This is a genomic window from Candidatus Pedobacter colombiensis, from assembly GCA_029202485.1.
Lineage (GTDB): Bacteria > Bacteroidota > Bacteroidia > Sphingobacteriales > Sphingobacteriaceae > Pedobacter > Pedobacter colombiensis.
Genome location: CP119313.1, coordinates 1,265,393 through 1,283,765 on the forward strand (window position 1 = coordinate 1,265,393; position 18,373 = coordinate 1,283,765).

An 18,373-nucleotide genomic window follows, 5' to 3' on the forward strand; every position below is an offset into this window, starting at 1 on the left:
TGTTATAGCCCGAATAACTGAATAGCAAATACAAATCCAATGAACTTTAAAGCGCAAATCCTACAGGGAATACCAAATCAATTGCCTGAAAAAAAACCGTATTATACGCAGATTAGTCATGCCCCTGTAAGAAGGGATGTGTTAAGTAAGGATGAAAAGAAATTGAGTCTACGGAATGCTTTAAGGTATTTTCCGGAAGAATGGCATGAGGAGTTGGCTGCCGAGTTTTTGGAGGAGCTACAGACTTATGGGCGTATTTATATGTACCGCTTTAGGCCGGATTACGAAATGTATGCCCGTCCGGTGCAGGATTACCCATTCCGAAGTTTACATGCAGCTTGCATCATGCTGATGATTCAAAATAACCTTGATCCGGCAATTGCTCAACATCCGCACGAGCTGATTACTTATGGTGGAAATGGAGGTGTGTTTCAGAATTGGGCGCAGTATCTGCTCACCATGCAATACCTGGCTAAGATGACTGACGAGCAAACTTTGAACATGTACAGTGGGCATCCTCAGGGCTTGTTTCCTTCTTCTACAGCTGCTCCACGTGTGGTAGTTACCAATGGAATGATGATTCCCAATTATTCATCTCCGGATGATTTGGAGAAATATAGTGCGCTTGGTGTAACGCAATATGGACAAATGACGGCTGGTTCTTATATGTACATAGGACCACAAGGTATTGTGCATGGAACTACAATTACGCTAATGAATGCCTTCAGGAAGAAATTGAGCGCAGCTGAAAGTCCGGCAGGCCGGATTTTTCTGACCGCAGGTTTGGGAGGTATGAGTGGTGCGCAGCCTAAGGCAGGCAACATTACCGGTTGTATCACGGTGTGTGCAGAAATAAACCCTAAGGCTGCCCGTAAAAGGCACGAACAGGGATGGGTGGATGAGCTGATTGAGGATTTGGATGGATTGGTTGCGAGGATAAAAACTGCGCAAATTGCAAAAGAAACAGTATCTCTTGCCTACATTGGGAATATCGTTGATGTTTGGGAGCGTTTTGATGAGGCCGGTATTTTTGTTGAGATTGGATCAGATCAGACTTCATTACATAATCCATGGTCTGGGGGGTATTATCCGGTAGGCTTGAGCTATGAGGAATCGAATGTGATGATGGCTGCCGAACCCGAACGTTTTAAAGAAGAGGTTAAGGCTTCATTGATCAGACATGCAGCTTCCGTAAACAAACATACTTCGAAAGGAACTTATTTTTTTGATTATGGAAATGCTTTCTTACTGGAATGCAGCAGGGCAGGAGCTGATGTAATGGCTGCCAATGGCATAGATTTTAAATACCCCTCTTATGTGGAGGATATTTTAGGTCCGATGTGCTTTGACTATGGTTTTGGCCCTTTTAGATGGGTTTGTACCTCCGGCAATCCGGAGGATTTAAAAATCACGGATCAGCTGGCTTGTGAAGTGATGCAGGAGATTAAAGCCGGAGCTCCGGAAGAAATACAACAACAACTGCAAGACAATATCATTTGGATAAAAGAAGCTGCAGCTAATAAGCTCGTTGTAGGCTCGCAGGCGAGGATTTTATATGCAGATGCTGAGGGGAGATCAAAAATCGCCCTGCGCTTTAATGAAGCCGTAAATTCTGGCCGTTTAACGGCTCCTGTGGTATTGGGTAGGGATCATCACGATGTGAGTGGGACAGATTCTCCTTTCAGGGAAACCAGTAATATCTATGACGGCAGTCGTTTTACTGCTGATATGGCTATTCATAATGTGATTGGTGATAGTTTTAGAGGGGCAACCTGGGTATCTATCCATAATGGAGGTGGTGTAGGCTGGGGAGAGGTGATTAATGGTGGTTTTGGAATGGTGCTCGACGGAACTGAGGTTGCTGCCGGGAAGTTGAAAAGCATGTTGTTTTTTGACGTAAATAACGGAATTGCAAGAAGAAGTTGGGCCAGGAATAAAGAAGCTCGCTTTGCCATAGCGAGAGAAATGGAAAGAACACCAACATTGAATATTACCATGCCGCATTTGGTTAATGACAGCTTGTTAGACGGGCTGTTGTAAAATGACTAATGACGGTTTCGGCTATTTACAAAAAGCAGGATGTAATAAAGTAAGGTTGCAATGGAGCTAATTGCTGCAACAACGTAGGTACGTGCAGCCCATTTTAGTGCATCTGCAGCTTTATCATGTTCGGCAGGGGTGGTGATATTGCTTTTTTCAAGCCACCTTAATGCCCGGTTACTGGCATCATATTCGACAGGAAGCGTAATGATTGTAAAAAGTGTAGTGATGGCAAATAGGGCTATCCCTATAAGTAAAATGGTAGGATTTGCGCTTCCTATCAAAAGTCCGAGCCCCGCGAGTATGATCCACTGAGACAGTTGAGCGCTAATGTTAACTATAGGAACAATCGCACTGCGGAAGGTTAGCATGTTATAAGCCGTAGCATGTTGCACGGCATGGCCACACTCATGCGCAGCAACAGCTGCAGCTGATATACTCCTTCCTTCATACACATCGGGGCTCAGGTTTACTGTTTTATCTTGTGGGTTATAATGATCACTTAATTGGCCTGGTACAGAAATGACACGAACATCGTAAATGCCATTGTCTGCCAGCATTTTTTCGGCAATCTCTCTGCCGCTCATGCCGTTCCTGAGACCAATCTGATTGTATTCGTTAAATTTACTTTTGAGCCTGTTACTCACAACAAGCCCAACTATAAACATAATTCCTGCAATCAGGTAGTAGCCCATTAATCCCATATTTTCTTGTCGTTTTTTATGGTTAATGTATCCATAACAAACAAATCAAGAATTGGTTCGGAATGTGGAATAAAAGATGTTACCTGGTCCGGTTTGATTAGCTTCTGCTTCAGAAACGGTTTGATGAATGGAAAGCTTGGTTTGAAAATCTTAACATGCTTTAATTCTTGATGATACGAATAATTTTCTATCTTTGTGAAAAATATAAAGCCATGTTACGTATCCAACATATCCAGAAAAACCAGTATAGCCAGTCTTGTTGGCTAAGAGGCCGGGGTATGGGCTTTGTTTTTCTTCCCGGTCATTAGTGTCGTTTGCTTATTAAAATAAGCCGTTAAAGACCTAATCTTTCAATTCAATTATTTAAAATCACTTTGTTAAGACGAATGTTCTTACAAACTAATATATCCATATGGACATTTTATATACTGTAGATGAAAAATATCTGCAGGCAATAGAAGAACTTAATTATGGTGAGCTGCCTAAGGCACTTCACTATTTTAATGAAATCATCAATATAGACCCTGATTATGCCAGAGCATATTATCAGTTGGGCTGTTTTTATTATTATCAGTTTAAAAATTATCAAACAGCTGGTTATTACTTTAAAAAATGCATCATGCTGGAAGCGGAGTTTCCAGATGTATATGTGCATTATTTAAAGTTGCTCATTACGCTGAAAATGTATAAATCAGTTGAGCTTATTGCTGAAAAAGCGTTTGCTGTTCCAGGGGTCTGTACCGCTGAAATTTATGAGCATCTGGGGCTGAATGCAGAAATGCAACAAGATTTTGCTACTGCAAAAGAACAGTATAAACTGGCGGTACTAGTAGCCGCCAGTGATACTGAACACAATTTATTTAAAGATCATTTAAAACGTGTGAACGATAAGTTACGCACAAATAAAAGTATGATCTATGCCTATCAAGGTTAATTGACTAAGTCAATTAACCTTGATTTATGGCAGATATTAAATGTTTTGCTTTTTTTTGATATGCCCAGTAAAATACAATAGGATATACAAATAAGCAGAAAATGGTATTGGTGATTAAACCGCCAATTACAACGATAGCCAAAGGTTTAGATGCTTCTGAGCCTATTCCTGTAGATAAGGCGGCTGGTAGTAAGCCTATGGCTGCCATCATAGCTGTCATGATTACTGGTCTAAGTCTGGTAGCTACACCATCGCGTATAGCATCAGCAAAGGTCCAGGTAGGGTGATGCTTTAATTCCACCATATTGCTTTTGAACCTCGTAAGCAGAATTACACCATTTTGCACGCAAATACCGAATAAAGCGATAAACCCTATTCCTGCCGAAATGTTGAAGTTTACCTTTGTGATGAGTAAAGCCAATATGCCCCCAACCATAGCAAATGGAACGTTATTTAAAACCAACAGAGAATCTTTGAAATTGCCAAAAAGTACAAACAGAATAAAGAAAATTAACAGTAAGCTGATGGGTACTGCGGTAGATAACCTTGCAGTAGCTCTTTGCTGGTTTTCAAAATCACCTGCCCATTCCAGTTTATATTCTTTTGGGAGTTTGATTTGTTCACTTACTTTTTTCTGTGCTTCGGCAATTGTGCTACCCATATCACGGCCACGGATGGAGAACTTTATGGCTCCATATCTTTTGTGTTTATCTCTATAGATAATGCTGGGACCTGTAATCTTACGGATGCTGGAGATTTCACTTAAAGGAACTTTAGCACCTGATAGCGTAGGGATGCGCAGCGCACCTATAGAAGCTTCGTCATTCCTGAAATCTTCCGGGTAACGGATTCTTAAGTCAAATTTCCGTTCACCTTCGTAAATCTGGGTAGCTGCTTTACCACCAATGGCCATTTCAATAATGGAGTTGGCATCTTCGGTAGTTACGCCATATAATGCCATTTTGCTCTGATCCAGATTGATCTGTAGTTCTGGCTGTCCCAGGTTTCTTAAAATACCAAGATCTTCAATGCCGGGAACAGTTTTTAGGATTTTCTCTATCTTTTCTTCCTGAGCTTCTATAAAACTGAAATCACTGCCAAACATTTTTACTACAATAGACCCTTTTACACCAGATACAGCTTCCTCTACGTTATCGGAAATTGGTTGTGAAAAGTTTAAGCTGATGCCTGGGTAACCTTTTAGTTTATCCTGCATACGTTGTACTAGCTGTTCTTTGGTCTCTTTTCGCTTCCATTCAGATTTTGGGTATATATCTACCAAAAATTCCATGTTGTAAAACCCTGTAGCATCGGTACCATCATTTGGTCTACCGGTTTGAGACATCACCTGTTTTACTTCTTCGAAGCTTAAGAAGATTTTTCTCATTTCGTTACTCAGTTTCTTGGTCTCATTTAAGGAAACACTAAGCGGAGCGCTGGCCCTTACATAAATAGAACCTTCATCGAGGGTAGGTAAGAACTCGGTACCCAAAAATTTGAAGCTGAAAAAGCCAAGCGCCAAAATGATTAGTGAAGTGGTAAATACTGCTTTTCTGGCTTTAAATGAACCATTAAAAGTACGCATTACCCCTTTGGTTAGGTACTCTAAAAAGATATTGTGTTTCTCCTTTACATTCTTCTTTAATAAGACGCTAGCCATAGCAGGCACGAGTGTGAAGGTTAGCAATAGGGCACCCAGTAAGGCGAAACTAAGTGTCCATGCCAATGGAGAGAACATCTTGCCTTCAACCTTTTCGAAGGTAAATATGGGCATGAGACCGGTAATGATGATCAATTTAGCAAAAAAGATACCCTTGCCATTTTCCAGACAGGCTCTTTTGATGATGCCAAGCTTGGTCATTCTGTTGAATTTCTCTGCTCCAACTTTATGGGAGTTGTAATCGAGGGCCACAAAAATTCCTTCAACCATGACCACTGCACCATCAATGATGATCCCGAAATCGATAGCACCCATAGATAGGAGGTTGGCCGACATCCCTTTCAGTTTTAAACAGATGAAAGCGAAAAGTAAGGCCAGAGGGATAATTACCGACACAATTAGCGTGGTTCGCCAATCGGCCATAAAGAGGAACACAATCAGTGTTACAAAAATGATCCCCTCCAGCATATTGTGCATTACGGTATGCGTTGCGAAATTTACAAGGTCTTCCCGGTCATAAAACGGGCTGATTTTTACATCGCCTGGTAAAATATTCTCATTTACATCTTTTATTTTTTCTTTCAGCGCGCTGATTACTTCGCTTGGATTCTCTCCTTTGCGCATCACCACGATACCTTCCACTACGTCAGGATCACGGTCGCGACCAACTTGCCCCAATCTCGGCAGGGCGGATTCTGTAACTTCGGCAATGGTTTTTACATATACTGGTGTTCCTTTAAAATTGTCTACAATGACGTTTTTAATCTCATCAATATTGTTTAGTACACCAATTCCTCTAACCACATAAGCTTGTCCGCTTTGCTCAATTACATCACCACCAACGTTGATATTGCTTTTAGAAACAGCATCAAAAAGTTCCGTTGCCGTTACACCATATTGAAGTGATTTTTGAGGGTCTACTGTAATCTGATAGGTTTTTACTTCGCCACCAAAGCTAACTACGTCAGCAACTCCAGGTACAGAAAGTAGCTCGCGCTGAACTACCCAGTCTTGCAGGGTTTTTAGTTCTCTGATAGATTTCTTATCACTTTTTAAAGTATAACGAAAAATCTCACCAGTAGGACCGTATGGAGGTTGTACTTCCGGTTTTGCCCCTGCAGGTAGGTCGGCTTCATCCAGGTGATTGTTAACCTGAACACGTGCAAATTGGTAATCAACATCGTCTTCAAAAGTGATTTTTACGACAGATAAACCAAAGAGTGAAGAAGAACGAATACTGGTTCTTTTTTCTGTTGGGTTCATGGCAATTTCCAGCGGACGAGAGACGAACTTTTCTACTTCCTCTGCGCTGCGGCCTGGCCATTGTGTAATGATGGTAATATTAGTATTGGTTACATCCGGAAAAGCTTCAATAGTGGTATGCTTGAAGCTTAAATAGCCTGCCAGAATTAAAATGAAAGTGCTGAAGAAAATGAAATATTTATTCTTCAGGGCAAAATTTATGATAGACTTAATGAATTTATTCATTACAGTTTGAATTTAAAGGGTGAAGACGATTATGGTTTCAGGCTGTCGTAAAGGAAAAGCTGCTTGGAAGCTACCACCTGGTCGCCGGCATTAAGTCCTTTGCTGATATAAGCCTTATCTTCAAATTTTCTGCTGAGTTCTATTTCCTGAATTCTGATCTTCTTTACCGGATCCAGCACCAATACATAGTATTTATTGTTGTCGAAAATGAGACAGTCTGCATTTACCGAAGGTAAGCTGATGCCATTTTTTGTGGCAATCTGTACAGTTGCCATCATTCCCGGTTTAAGTAAATATCCAGGATTATTAATTACTACGCGGGCATTCATTACCTTGCTGTCATTGTCCAGCATGTTATAGATTTTGCTAATCTTGCCTTTAAAGGGCTTATCAGGATAAGATAGAATAGAAATGTTTACTTCATCACCTTCCTTTACTTTCGAAATATCACTTTCGTAAATGTTGATGAGCGCCCATACATCCGAAAGATCGGCTACAGTAAACAGGTTTTGATTATTGTCTGGTCTTACCTGCATATTATTGGTTACATTTTTTTCGGTTACAAAACCGGATAATGGCGACGTTAAAGCGTAAACACCATTCTTATTACCTCCATTCAGATTTAAAATTGAACGGCTTCTTTTATCTTCAGCCTGTTTTACCAACAGATCGTTTTTAGCTTGCTCTAATTCAAGGGCAGAGGCAAGTCCGCTGTCATATAAATCCTGGGCAAGTTTTACACTGCGCTTTGCGTTTCTTAATTCTGCCGAAGAGCTAATTGCTTCCTTGTCAAAACCTGCCATCTCCGCACTGGTCATGGTAGCTAGCACCTGGCCTTTATTAACACGGTCGCCCAGTTTTACTGTCACATTTTTTACATGACCACTTACCATTGGATAAATCTTAGCCATCTTTTCCTCATTTGCGGTAATTTTTGCAGAGAAATTGATGTCTGCTTGATTGTTTGCATCTTTTACAGTGTCTATTTGTAGTCGTTTGATCAGAGAATCTGTCAGTTCAAACTTTTCATCTTTTGGTGTTTCTTTAGCTTGTTCACCGCAGCTAGATAAAAATAAGGCGGCAGATAAGGTGGTTAACATACCGATGTTTTTTAGCATATTTTGCATGTGTGCGTTTATTTAAAAATGGTGGATCCTGTTACAAAATTGATTTCTTCTTTCGCGTTCATACGCTCATATTTTAAGCTGTTCATCTGGAGGGTACTCGCTTTATAGGAGTCATAAAAATCCAGAAACTCAATAAGTCCAATGTTTCTGTTTTTGAAGTTTTTGATAACTTCAGCAATCAGCTTATCAAAATCGGCATTGAAGTTTTTATCGAAGCCCTGGTATAAATGCTCCGTTCGCATGGCAGAAGTATAGCTGTTATATACCTCGTTTTCCAATTGTGCATCCTGCTGTTGCAGTTGTACTTTTCCTGCATCTAATGCGATTCTGGCTTTTTTAATTTCCCCCTGGTTCCGATTAAACAATGGTAAAGGCAGTTTTATTCCGAGGCCCGTATAGTTATCGGGATAACTTCCTTTCATGTCATAGGTGAGAGATAGCTCTACATCAGGTATGGCATTAGCTTTTTGTAATTTGAGGTTACGTTCTGCATATACAATTCCCGTTTTTGCCAGTTGCAGGTCTGCGCGATTGTTACGTGCCGAATCTAGCAGTTTGGTATATACCTGTTTGTCCAATTGATAGTTCTGTTCTTCTTCCGGAGATACAACCAATTCAAGATCAGCATCCGGTTGCAGATTGGTCATCAGTTTAATCTCTGTTTGTGAGTCTTCAATATCGTTCATCAATGTACTGTATTCGCCCTGTAAAGAGTATAATAAAGATTTGATTCTGATGATATCTTTAACAGCCACATTACCTAGTTTTAACTGTTGCTCGTTGGCGGTTAATAGCAATTTCAAGGAATTGATTTGCTGCTCGTAAACTTTGGCAGATTGCTGATTGTAATAGGTTTTGTAAAAAGCAGATCTGAGGTTAAAACGCAGGGTGCGCATCAGGTCAAAGTACTGGTATTCTGCTAATTTAACACCTGTGGTGGCTAGTTGAATGTTTTTATTACGCTTTCCGGCTAGCTTGATCATTTGAGAAAGGGCAGCCTGATATTGCCCTGTGGCTCTATTGGTTTCAAGGAACCTTTTAGTGTCAGGATTGTAAAGCAAGTTTTCGTAGCTGATTTCAGGATTGTCGAACAAGCGGGCAGTGATTACATCAGCCTTTGCCTGATCGGTTTGGTATTGTTGGGCAATTAGCTGGTAATTGTTTTGTACAAAACGTTTCTCTGCATCTGGTAAACTGAGCTGAATGACATTTTTAGTTTGAGCGGATGTTGCCACTGTTATAAACAGCAATGCCAACGTGCTCAAAAGCGAATTGAATTTTAGTGATAAGCGGACCATTTGTGTATCGTTTGGTCAAACCTATCGCTATGGAATTAAAGGAATATTAAACTGAAATTAAAATGAGATTAAAACTTAGGGAATATAACCTTAATAGTAGTGCCATGTCCCTTTTGTGACGTGGCTGTGATGCTGCCTTTGTAAAGGGTGATAATCTTATGAGCCATATACAATCCCATACCATTACCGGTATGCCCACTTTCAACAGCCGAACTGTAGAAGGGTTTAAAAATTTCCTTAAGTTCTGATTCAGCTATTCCTATTCCCTGATCTGTAAAGGATACAGAAATCTCAGTGGATTGTATGTCAAGCAGGCATTGAACAGGCTGGTTATCAGAAAATTTAAAAGCATTAGACACAATGTTGTTTAGTGCAATATGCAATAGAATGGGGTTGGCTTCAACCAACAACTCCGTTTCATTTTCAGGTAGGTTCTTCATTTCAATATGAAGGTTAAGTGCTGAACGGTCTTTCCATTCTTTTTGCAGTATCCATAGGATTTCGTCAATGCGGACTGGACTAAGTTTTGATGATGCAAAGTCAAGATCAGTTTGAGCCAGATTTACCAATCCGGTAATGATGCTTTCCATTTTTTCTGCATCTTCCAGTACCGAATTTAATGCTTTTTGGTAATCTTGCTTTTCCCGTTCCTGAGAGAGTGCCAGTTCTGCAGCAATGGTCATCCGGGTGATGGGTGTTCTCAGTTCGTGAGAGGCGTTGGCTACAAAAGTTCTTTGGAGTACAAAAGCTTGTTCCAGGTGTTCCATCAGATTGTTGAAGTTTTGGGCCAGCAGGTTAATCTCATCTTTATTTTTACCTTCTTCTACCCTGAAGTGGAGGTTGCTGGACTTAATTTGCTTGACTTCCTGAATGAAATGATTTAAAGGTTTTAGAATTTTCTTGGCTATCCACCTGCCTGAAAGGAGCAGTCCGATAAAGATGATCACAAAAATGACCAGCATGATTTTTCGTAATTTATCAAGTCGGTAATCGGTACTTTGATCAACAGCTGAAGCAATGATCACAAAATCGCCCTGATTGTCTTTGTAATAGATACCAACTACTTGTCTTTCTCCCTCTTTAAACTTGAGCTTGCCTGCATTTCTTACCTTGTTAATGGTACTATTACTCCAGTATTGCTGATCGTCCCCAATAAATGCTGCACTGTTTTTGGAGTTATAGATTCTGATCACTTCTCCATTTAGCTTTTGCAGGTATTGACCTCTCACCTTATTCAGCGAGTCCGTAGAGATTTCATCGGCTTCGAGATACAATTTGGCTGTTACCATTGTTCGATCAGTAAGTCGCGCAAAGAAGTCGGCCTCCAGAAATTTACGGAAGGTAAAATAAATGGCAGACAATAATATCAGCATGATTAATGTACTGCTCAAGGTAAAATATAAAGCAAGCCTGTCTCTGATCTTCATGCTGGTTACTTAAGGATGTAGCCCATGTTTATTTTAGTATGGATGAGCTTCCTCTCAAAGCCTTTTTCTATTTTATTGCGCAAAAAATTCACATACACATCTATTACATTAGTGCCGGTATCAAAGTTAATGTCCCACGCATTTTCGGCAATGTATTGTCTGGAAAGCAGGCGGTTTGGATTGCGCAAGAATAGTTCGAGTAAAGTGAACTCTTTGGCGGTAAGTTCTATTGGAATACCGGCCCGTTGTACCTCTTTGCTGTATGTATTTAAGGTAATGTCGTCAAAGCTGAGTGTTTGATCGTCGTCTTTCTCTGATTGGTAGCGATGCCTCCTTAATAAGGCTTCAATTCGTGCCAGGAGTTCCTTAAAATGAAAAGGCTTCACTAGGTAGTCATCGGCGCCCGACTTTAGGCCAGTTACTTTATCGTCAATAGATCCCAGTGCGGTAAGCATGAGTATGGGCAGTGCTTTATTGGCTTTTCTCAGTTGTCGACAAAGTTCTATGCCATTAAGACCAGGCATCATAAGGTCAATAATTACCAAATCGAAATAGGTAGTCTGAAAACTTTCGAGCGCTTGAAGACCATTGCTAATACTGGTTATTTCATAACCATATTCTTGCAGCCCGGTTTTAATTAATTCGGCTATTTTCAGGTCATCTTCAGCTAATCCAATTTTAAACATACTTGCAAATATAAAAGGGAAATTTACTTAATAACCATGGCTGTCTGGAATATGGCATATTTAAATATTGACTTTTAGTGTGTTTCTTAAATAATCACGGGTAATCTGACCGCTTTGCAGAGGTGTACGGTCTTTTACAGGAACGGCATCTAACTCAACAATTGCATATCCATTGTAGTTGATTGCTTTTAATGCAGTGAATACAGCAGGTAGGTCGACACGGCCCTGACCAAGTTCTACAAAAACATAGCCTTTAGCATCTGTGGTATTCTTTACATCCTTAATATGCAGACAATCCAGTCGATCTTTGTATTTCAGGATGGCTGCTGCAGGGTCTCCACCTCCTTGTTGATAATGGGCTACATCTAGTAAAAGTTTAACATATTTTGGATCCGAATGCTGAAGAATTATAGCTACTTCTTCCGGTGTTTGTCCAAGCTGTCCCATGTGGTTGTGGTAAGTTGTTTTTATTCCAATAGCGGCAGTTTGTTTTCCAATCTCATTTAACAGATTTGCATATTTTATCAGATCTTCATTGGTTACTTCGCCTGATTTAGGGCGTGATGAATTGGTAACCTGTATACAGTCACCTCCCAGAATCTTAACAAAACGCGCACTTTCTATATGTTTGGCAATTTCGGCTTCATCATTACCGGTGTTTATGTTTGCATTACCACTCGAATACATGGCTAATTTTAATTTTGCATCTTTCAATAACCTGATCAATTCGTCGGGTTTCTGTCCAAATTCAGTAAAGGCATTAGCCCTTAGCTGGATTCCTTTAAAGCCAAGTGAAGATATGTCCTGGATGGATTGTTTAATATTATTGCCCCAGGTGATTGCAGCGTAGCCATATTGAATTGCAAAAGGGGAGAGTGTTTTTGCAAACAGGTTGGATGATGCCAATAAAGGGGTAGCAGATAGCAGTCCGATTTGAGTTAGGAAACTACGACGTGATTGTTTCATGTTGTTCTTTTTTAGTTGGTTGAGGTGTTAATATACGTTGAATTTAACTTTATGCAAAAAAAAGAGGTGCCCGAAAGCACCTCTCCTGAAATTGAATCTATAACTAAAAAATTATTTGTTTTTTGCTGCTGCTTTATTTGCTTTATAGCGCATATCAGGTGTGCCATCTTTTTTAGTTGGACCGGCAACTGGTTTTACTACAGCTTTTGCTTTATTTTCTTTAAGACGCATGTCTGGTGTGCCATCTTTTTTTGTAGTTTCTACTTTAGTTTTAGTAGCGACAGCTGTTGTTGTAACTTTAGCTTCTTTTTTTACCGGTGTAACTGTTTTAACTTCTTTTGTTACCACTTTTTTAGCTGGTGCAGTGTGTGTGGCAGTAGCTGGTGTTTGGGCAAATGTGGTAGTTAAACCTAATGCCATAATCGCGATTAATCCTAATAATTTTTTCATGATTTCTTTTTTTTATTCGTTAATTGTATTGTAAAGTTTAAATAATTAAATGAAGATTACATGAAGATGAGTAAGGTGCTTATGTTAAAGTAAATATGCTTACCTTTGCGCAAATTTTATGAAGAAGATCACTGATTACAGAAAACTATTGGGTGTACAAAAGGATGCCGAATTAAAAGAATTGAAATCCATTTACAGGAATTTAATGAAAGACTGGCACCCTGATAAGTTTCAGGACAGCGAAGAAGCTAAACTGGAAGCCGAAACTAAAAGTAAGGAAATCATTGAAGCTTATCATTTCCTGGTAAGTATAGCACCAGAAACGCTTGCACTTTCTATTGATGAATATACGCAAACTACTGCTACTTGTGGTATTGCCGATTACAATTGGGCAGGTTTAGTACTTACTGTGCACTTTTTGGATGGCAGTGCTTATGAATATTTTGGTGTGCCTAAAGCTGTTTATGTGAAGTTGGTAAATGCTGACTCACCAGGCAGGTTTGCACGTCGTCATATTTTCGGTTCTTTCCCTTACAGAAATATAGCCAAATTACAAACAGCTTAATAGCTCGTAAAAAAGACCTTACTTATAGGTTAAGGTAAATAATAGTTTTAGCTTTGTTATAACATACAATAAAAGCGAAGAACTATTGAAAGTATCATTTAAAAATCTTGAAAAAGGGCTGTTGGCATTATCTTGCTGCAGCCTGTTTTTGTTTTATTCTTGCGGTACAAGCAAGAGAACTACAGCTCCGGTTTCCGAAATTAAGACCGTTGCTGCTGATAGGCCACAGGTTGCAAAGGAATTCAGGGCGGCATGGGTAGCCTCTGTAGCTAATATCAATTGGCCCTCTAAACCTGGTTTGAGTACTGCTGAGCAGCAAAAAGAGGCTATCTTTCTGCTTGATTTTTTAAAAAAGAACAATTTTAATGCGGTGATATTTCAGGTTAGGCCACAAGCCGATGCCTTATATAAAAGTGATCTGGAGCCTTGGTCTGTTTTTCTAAGCGGAAAACAGGGACAGGCACCTGGTCCTTATTATGACCCCTTACAGTTTTGGATTGAGGCGGCACATGATCGTGGATTGGAACTCCATGTATGGCTTAATCCTTATCGTGCGCATCATACTTCTGGTAAAATGATTGGAGATCAATCGATCGTTAAGAAAAAACCTGATTTGGTAGTGAAGCTGAAGGATGGACAGTATTGGATGGATCCATCAAATAAGGGTACTCAGGACCATGTATCGGCAGTAGTAAAGGATATTGTAAAACGATATGATATTGATGGGGTTCATTTTGATGATTATTTCTACCCTTATGACTCTTATAATGGAGGTGCTGATTTTCCGGATGAGGTAAGTTGGGCTGCTTATTTGAAAGGTGGTGGTAAGCTGAGCAGGGGCGACTGGCGCAGACAAGGTGTGAATCAGTTTATAGAAAGGGTTTATAAAGAAATTAAAGCTGAAAAGAAATATGTGAAGTTTGGCCTGAGTCCGTTTGGTATTTGGAGACCAGGTTACCCAGCTTCAATTGAAGGTTTAGATCAATACAATAAATTATATGCTGATGCGAAACTTTGGCTGAACAAGGGCTGGATAGATTATTTTATGCCACAGTTGTACTGGCCTATTAATAATGCGCCGCAAAGTTTTCCTGTATTGCTGAGCTGGTGGTCATCTGAGAATACTATGAACAGGCACCTGTGGCCTGGAATGAATGTAGGATTAGGTGGTGATGATAAGAATGTAGATGAGATTGTGAATCAGATTATGATAACGCGTGGTATGCTTCCCAATAGTCCAGGTGCTGCGCACTGGAGCATTGCGGGGTTAACCAAACACGAGAAATTGATTAAAGGCATTGTTGAAGGTCCTTATAAAAAACAGGCGCTTGTTCCGTCGAGTCCCTGGTTGGATGATAAGGCACCGGTATCACCTGATGTTAGAACTGAATTAAAGCAGGATCAGTGGAAGCTTAGCTGGAATCATATTGAGATTAAAGATGTATTTAGGTGGGTTGTGTATACTCAGTATGGCAATAACTGGAGTTATGTGATTCTGAACCGTAATGACCGCTATTTGATTAAACCGGCTTTAGAAGGTAGCGCCAGGTTAAATAAGGTTGCAGTCACTGCGGTTGATCGTACGGGGAATGAAAGCTTGTTTAGAGAAATTGTGCTGGCAAAATAGGTGCTCTATATACAAATTGATTTCTCAATGAAACTGTCATGAGCAAGTGTTCGCAAATGCGATGAATATTGCTCATGATAGCTTTAAAACGATACCACAGTAGGTGATTAACCTTTCAAGATATGAGTAATAATGATTTGGGAGTAAATGAACAACAATGGGGATCATTGCAAAAAATAAGCTTTAGGTTTATTTTTCTGTTGATGAGCTTTTTTATAATCTATTATACAATTCTGTTTTATATCGGCACTTTTCCGTTATTGACAATGCTTTTAAAATACCCTATTGAATCATTACAAGCATTTATTTATTGGGGTTCGAAACAATTTTTAGGTATAAATCAGGAGATTTCTTATAGGTCAAACGGGAGTGGGGATAGGCTGTTTGATTATACTTTTTTACTTTTTATACTCTTATTCTCCCTGTTTGGAACATTGATCTGGACAGTGGTAGATAGGAAAAGGAACCATTACAGGCAATTATATTATTGGTTAACTGTTGCTGTGCGTTTTTATGTTGGGATTATGCTTATAAATTATGGGTTGGCGAAAGTATTCAAAACACAGTTTCCCTCGCCAGGGTTATTGCGTTTAACACAAAATTACGGAGACTCTTCTCCGATGGGGCTAGCATGGGCATTTATAGGTTTTTCTAAAGGTTATAATCTTTTTATAGGCTTTGCGGAATTATTGGCTGGTTTGTTATTTTTTAGGAAAACAATAACCATAGGGGCTTTACTGTCTTTAATGACAACTGCAAATATCATGGCCATTAATTATTTTTATGATGTCCCAGTAAAGATCCTCTCTACTTCGCTATTTCTTTTATGTCTTTTTTTACTTACACCCAATTTTAAGTCCTTATTCCTATTTTTCTTTAAAGGTGAAACTACAAGTTTAAAGGAGGTATCTGGAATACCTAAAAGGAAATGGATGTATGGTGTCAAATATGCACTTATTCTTCTGATGCTTTCTATTAGTTATATTCAAGAAATAGGGGTGCAACACATTTATGGCTTTACACTTCCTAAACCACCTTTATATGGTGCTTATCTGGTGGATAGATTTGAGAAGAACAAAGTGGTGATGTTAGATGGAGTAGGTTGGAGGTTGCTCCTTATAGGGGGTAAATATGAATCAGGGATTAGATACATAAATGATGAATTAGAATATGGCCAAATCAATGTAGATACTATAAGTAAAAAAATAGCGATCAAATTTATAAATTCAGATCAATCGACTCATAGTTTTAATTATAGCATTCCTGATCCTGATCATTTAATTTTAAAGGGAAAATTGTACAATGATTCAGTAACAGTTGAATTGACCAAAAAAGAATTCGAGCTAACTAAAAGAGGATTTAACTGGATCAGTGAATTGCCTTATAATAGGTGATTTAATTCTAAGCAGTTTGCTTTAGTTTATTCCGCTCTATTTGCAGATCATAATCCATTTGTAATCCTAGCCAGAATTCAGCAGGTATTTCGAGTTCTGCCTCTAGTTTCAATGCGATATATGCCGTGATATTACGTTTACCTTTTAATATATCACTCAGTTGAGAAGGATACATTCCCGCTTTTATTGCGAAACCTCCTTTTGTGAGTTTTCTGGTCTCGAGTTCGTTGGCGAGTACTTCTCCTGGGTGAAGTTCAATATTTACATTGATCTGATTCCCGTTTTTGTCTAAAATTTTACCTTGTCCCATGATTTTATTGATAATGATTAGTTAATGACTATAATTTCAGCTATGCCTGCAGTAGCTTCTTCAATTTGAAATATCAGCCGGTAATGAAATCTACTCTTACTGAGAAATAACCTTTTCTGTTACCTCTTAAACCTTCGAAACCTAGACTGTTTAACTTCCATAGGCTCTTGGTCGTTGGCATAAATTCTAGTGTTTTTAGTGTCTTTTTAAATTTGTTTACAACATCAGTATGGTAACGAGGTTTACCTTTTATATTATCTGTAGCAAGTGCTTTTAGATAAATGTTTTTAAATCTTATAACCATACAAATGTACTTTTTATTATACGAAATATGTAATTTATTTTGTATAATTTTTTATGTTTAATTTCTATGAATTGTTATTCTGCAAGTCTATATCGTTTTATAGTGTCATTGGTTGTAAAAACCAATATTTATTGGCTGAAAACTATATAAAGTTTGTTTTGGCTAATATTTTTAGTTTTACTTTATTTTGCTAAAAATATTAGTTTAACTTTGCGCTTACCTAAATTTGTTTGTTATGAGGGAAGGGAAGCAAATCATCCACATGGATCAGGATGCTTTTTTTGTATCTGTTGAGGTGCGAAAAAATAGTAAGCTAGAGGGGAAACCTATAATTATTGGTGGTGTATCAGATCGTGGAGTAGTGACTTCGTGTAGCTATGAAGCCAGGAAGTTTGGGGTACATGCGGCTATGCCATCGCGCATGGCGAAATTGTTATGTCCACACGCGGTATTTATTAAGGGCAATATGGATGCTTATTCAGAGGCCTCTCATGAGATTACTGCCATTATCAAAGAAAGGGTACCGCTTTTCGAAAAAGCAAGTATTGACGAGCATTATATAGACATGACAGGAATGGATCGGTTTTATGGTTGTATGAAATATGCACATGAACTGCGTGAAACAATCATAAAGGAATTAAAGCTGCCCATTTCTTTTGGCTTATCGGTAAATAAAACGGTCTCCAAAATGGCTACTAATGAGTGTAAACCAAATGGTGAGCGGGATGTGGCAGCCCCATATGTACAACCTTTCTTAAATCCGCTTTCTATTAAAAAAATCCCGGGACTTGGAGAAAAAACCTTTCTTAAGCTTAGTGATATGGGAGTCAAAAGGATTTTTACGCTGGCGCAGATTCACCCCAATCATATGTATGCCTTGCTGGGAAAAAGCGGTTTGCAGCTGTTGCAAAAAGCAAAAGGGATTGATAACAGTCCGGTAATTCCTTATACTGAGCAAAAATCTATAGGTACACAATGTACCTTTAAAGCGGATACGATTGATGTGGGCACCATCAATAATTTACTGATCTCGATGGTGATGGATATTGCTTTTCAACTCAGAGAAAAAAATAAACTTGCTGCCTGTATAACCGTAACCATCAGGTACTCCAATTTTGAAGATGTAACTAAACAGGCGGTTATTCCCTATACCTCGCTGGATAGTACACTGATTGAAAAAGCAAAGGACTTATTCAGACAAGTGTACACAAAACGAATGTTATTAAGATTAGTTGGCGTACGGCTTTCTAATCTGGTAAACGGCTTTGAGCAGATTGATCTGTATAGCGAATCTACTGCGCAATACAGCCTGGTACAAGCTATGGATAGGATCCGTAAGCGCTATGGCGAGAAGGCGATTACAAGAGCTTCGGTTATGAACTTAGATCTTTAA

General features: G+C 39.1%; 16 protein-coding genes. 6 read left to right on the top strand and 10 right to left on the bottom strand.

The features are described 5' to 3' along the window. The first annotated feature begins 39 nt into the window (after positions 1-39). Positions 40-2,040, top strand: a complete 2,001-nt coding sequence (locus P0Y49_05195) for a urocanate hydratase (protein WEK20532.1) — start codon at positions 40-42, stop codon at positions 2,038-2,040. A gap of 5 nt (positions 2,041-2,045) precedes the next feature. On the opposite strand, the gene P0Y49_05200 is transcribed toward P0Y49_05195, so the two are convergent. Beyond that, a complete protein-coding gene (locus tag P0Y49_05200; GenBank protein WEK20533.1) occupies positions 2,046-2,735 on the bottom strand; it encodes a zinc metallopeptidase in 690 nt (229 codons plus the stop codon). 421 nt (positions 2,736-3,156) lie between these two features. On the opposite strand from P0Y49_05200, the gene P0Y49_05205 reads away from it, so the two are divergent. Further along, positions 3,157-3,678 (top strand): hypothetical protein, encoded by a 522-nt coding sequence (locus tag P0Y49_05205; protein WEK20534.1) that lies wholly within the window; start codon positions 3,157-3,159, stop codon positions 3,676-3,678. A gap of 13 nt (positions 3,679-3,691) precedes the next feature. On the opposite strand, the gene P0Y49_05210 is transcribed toward P0Y49_05205, so the two are convergent. From P0Y49_05210 to P0Y49_05240, 7 genes are all read right to left on the bottom strand, one after another. Next, complete coding sequence (locus P0Y49_05210; GenBank protein ID WEK20535.1) at positions 3,692-6,826, bottom strand: CusA/CzcA family heavy metal efflux RND transporter; 3,135 nt, start codon at positions 6,824-6,826, stop codon at positions 3,692-3,694. A 29-nt stretch (positions 6,827-6,855) separates the two neighbouring features. Next, the gene (locus P0Y49_05215; GenBank protein WEK20536.1) at positions 6,856-7,953 is read right to left on the bottom strand and encodes an efflux RND transporter periplasmic adaptor subunit; all 1,098 of its coding nucleotides are present in this window, start codon (positions 7,951-7,953) and stop codon (positions 6,856-6,858) included. An 8-nt stretch (positions 7,954-7,961) separates the two neighbouring features. Then, entirely contained in the window at positions 7,962-9,251 is a 1,290-nt protein-coding gene (locus P0Y49_05220; protein WEK20537.1) for a TolC family protein, read from the bottom strand. A gap of 68 nt (positions 9,252-9,319) precedes the next feature. After that, entirely contained in the window at positions 9,320-10,678 is a 1,359-nt protein-coding gene (locus P0Y49_05225) for an ATP-binding protein (GenBank protein WEK20538.1), read from the bottom strand. 5 nt (positions 10,679-10,683) lie between these two features. After that, the gene (locus tag P0Y49_05230) at positions 10,684-11,364 is read right to left on the bottom strand and encodes a response regulator transcription factor (GenBank protein WEK20539.1); all 681 of its coding nucleotides are present in this window, start codon (positions 11,362-11,364) and stop codon (positions 10,684-10,686) included. A 60-nt stretch (positions 11,365-11,424) separates the two neighbouring features. Beyond that, positions 11,425-12,330: a sugar phosphate isomerase/epimerase gene (locus tag P0Y49_05235; GenBank protein WEK20540.1), complete on the bottom strand. Its 906-nt coding sequence runs from the start codon at positions 12,328-12,330 to the stop codon at positions 11,425-11,427. Between the two features lie 111 nt (positions 12,331-12,441). Continuing rightward, positions 12,442-12,780, bottom strand: a complete 339-nt coding sequence (locus P0Y49_05240; protein WEK20541.1) for a hypothetical protein — start codon at positions 12,778-12,780, stop codon at positions 12,442-12,444. A gap of 118 nt (positions 12,781-12,898) precedes the next feature. Here P0Y49_05240 and P0Y49_05245 point away from each other — a divergent pair, with 118 nt between their 5' ends. From P0Y49_05245 to P0Y49_05255, 3 genes are all read left to right on the top strand, one after another. After that, the gene (locus tag P0Y49_05245) at positions 12,899-13,345 is read left to right on the top strand and encodes a KTSC domain-containing protein (GenBank protein ID WEK20542.1); all 447 of its coding nucleotides are present in this window, start codon (positions 12,899-12,901) and stop codon (positions 13,343-13,345) included. Positions 13,346-13,430: 85 nt separating this feature from the next. Then, positions 13,431-14,972 carry a family 10 glycosylhydrolase gene (locus P0Y49_05250; GenBank protein ID WEK20543.1) on the top strand — a complete coding sequence of 514 codons (1,542 nt, stop codon included), beginning with the start codon at positions 13,431-13,433 and terminating at the stop codon, positions 14,970-14,972. A 122-nt stretch (positions 14,973-15,094) separates the two neighbouring features. After that, complete coding sequence (locus P0Y49_05255) at positions 15,095-16,366, top strand: hypothetical protein (GenBank protein ID WEK20544.1); 1,272 nt, start codon at positions 15,095-15,097, stop codon at positions 16,364-16,366. A 7-nt stretch (positions 16,367-16,373) separates the two neighbouring features. On the opposite strand, the gene P0Y49_05260 is transcribed toward P0Y49_05255, so the two are convergent. Beyond that, complete coding sequence (locus tag P0Y49_05260; GenBank protein ID WEK20545.1) at positions 16,374-16,676, bottom strand: HigA family addiction module antitoxin; 303 nt, start codon at positions 16,674-16,676, stop codon at positions 16,374-16,376. A gap of 73 nt (positions 16,677-16,749) precedes the next feature. Next, positions 16,750-16,980: a hypothetical protein gene (locus P0Y49_05265; protein ID WEK20546.1), complete on the bottom strand. Its 231-nt coding sequence runs from the start codon at positions 16,978-16,980 to the stop codon at positions 16,750-16,752. Between the two features lie 235 nt (positions 16,981-17,215). On the opposite strand from P0Y49_05265, the gene dinB reads away from it, so the two are divergent. Then, a complete protein-coding gene (gene dinB, locus P0Y49_05270) occupies positions 17,216-18,373 on the top strand; it encodes a DNA polymerase IV (protein ID WEK20547.1) in 1,158 nt (385 codons plus the stop codon).

Excerpts from the sequence above, each read along its gene's own strand:
- P0Y49_05225 (WEK20538.1), bottom strand. The coding sequence starts at position 10,678 with ATGAAGATCAGAGACAGGCTTGCTTTATATTTTACCTTGAGCAGTACA.
- P0Y49_05200 (WEK20533.1), bottom strand. The coding sequence starts at position 2,735 with ATGGGCTACTACCTGATTGCAGGAATTATGTTTATAGTTGGGCTTGTT.
- P0Y49_05210 (WEK20535.1), bottom strand. The coding sequence starts at position 6,826 with ATGAATAAATTCATTAAGTCTATCATAAATTTTGCCCTGAAGAATAAA.
- P0Y49_05205 (WEK20534.1), top strand. The coding sequence starts at position 3,157 with ATGGACATTTTATATACTGTAGATGAAAAATATCTGCAGGCAATAGAA.
- P0Y49_05195 (WEK20532.1), top strand. The coding sequence starts at position 40 with ATGAACTTTAAAGCGCAAATCCTACAGGGAATACCAAATCAATTGCCT.
- P0Y49_05265 (WEK20546.1), bottom strand. The coding sequence starts at position 16,980 with ATGGTTATAAGATTTAAAAACATTTATCTAAAAGCACTTGCTACAGAT.
- P0Y49_05240 (WEK20541.1), bottom strand. The coding sequence starts at position 12,780 with ATGAAAAAATTATTAGGATTAATCGCGATTATGGCATTAGGTTTAACT.
- P0Y49_05260 (WEK20545.1), bottom strand. The coding sequence starts at position 16,676 with ATGGGACAAGGTAAAATTTTAGACAAAAACGGGAATCAGATCAATGTA.
- P0Y49_05245 (WEK20542.1), top strand. The coding sequence starts at position 12,899 with ATGAAGAAGATCACTGATTACAGAAAACTATTGGGTGTACAAAAGGAT.
- P0Y49_05235 (WEK20540.1), bottom strand. The coding sequence starts at position 12,330 with ATGAAACAATCACGTCGTAGTTTCCTAACTCAAATCGGACTGCTATCT.
- P0Y49_05215 (WEK20536.1), bottom strand. The coding sequence starts at position 7,953 with ATGCAAAATATGCTAAAAAACATCGGTATGTTAACCACCTTATCTGCC.
- dinB (WEK20547.1), top strand. The coding sequence starts at position 17,216 with ATGAGGGAAGGGAAGCAAATCATCCACATGGATCAGGATGCTTTTTTT.
- P0Y49_05220 (WEK20537.1), bottom strand. The coding sequence starts at position 9,251 with ATGGTCCGCTTATCACTAAAATTCAATTCGCTTTTGAGCACGTTGGCA.
- P0Y49_05230 (WEK20539.1), bottom strand. The coding sequence starts at position 11,364 with ATGTTTAAAATTGGATTAGCTGAAGATGACCTGAAAATAGCCGAATTA.
- P0Y49_05255 (WEK20544.1), top strand. The coding sequence starts at position 15,095 with ATGAGTAATAATGATTTGGGAGTAAATGAACAACAATGGGGATCATTG.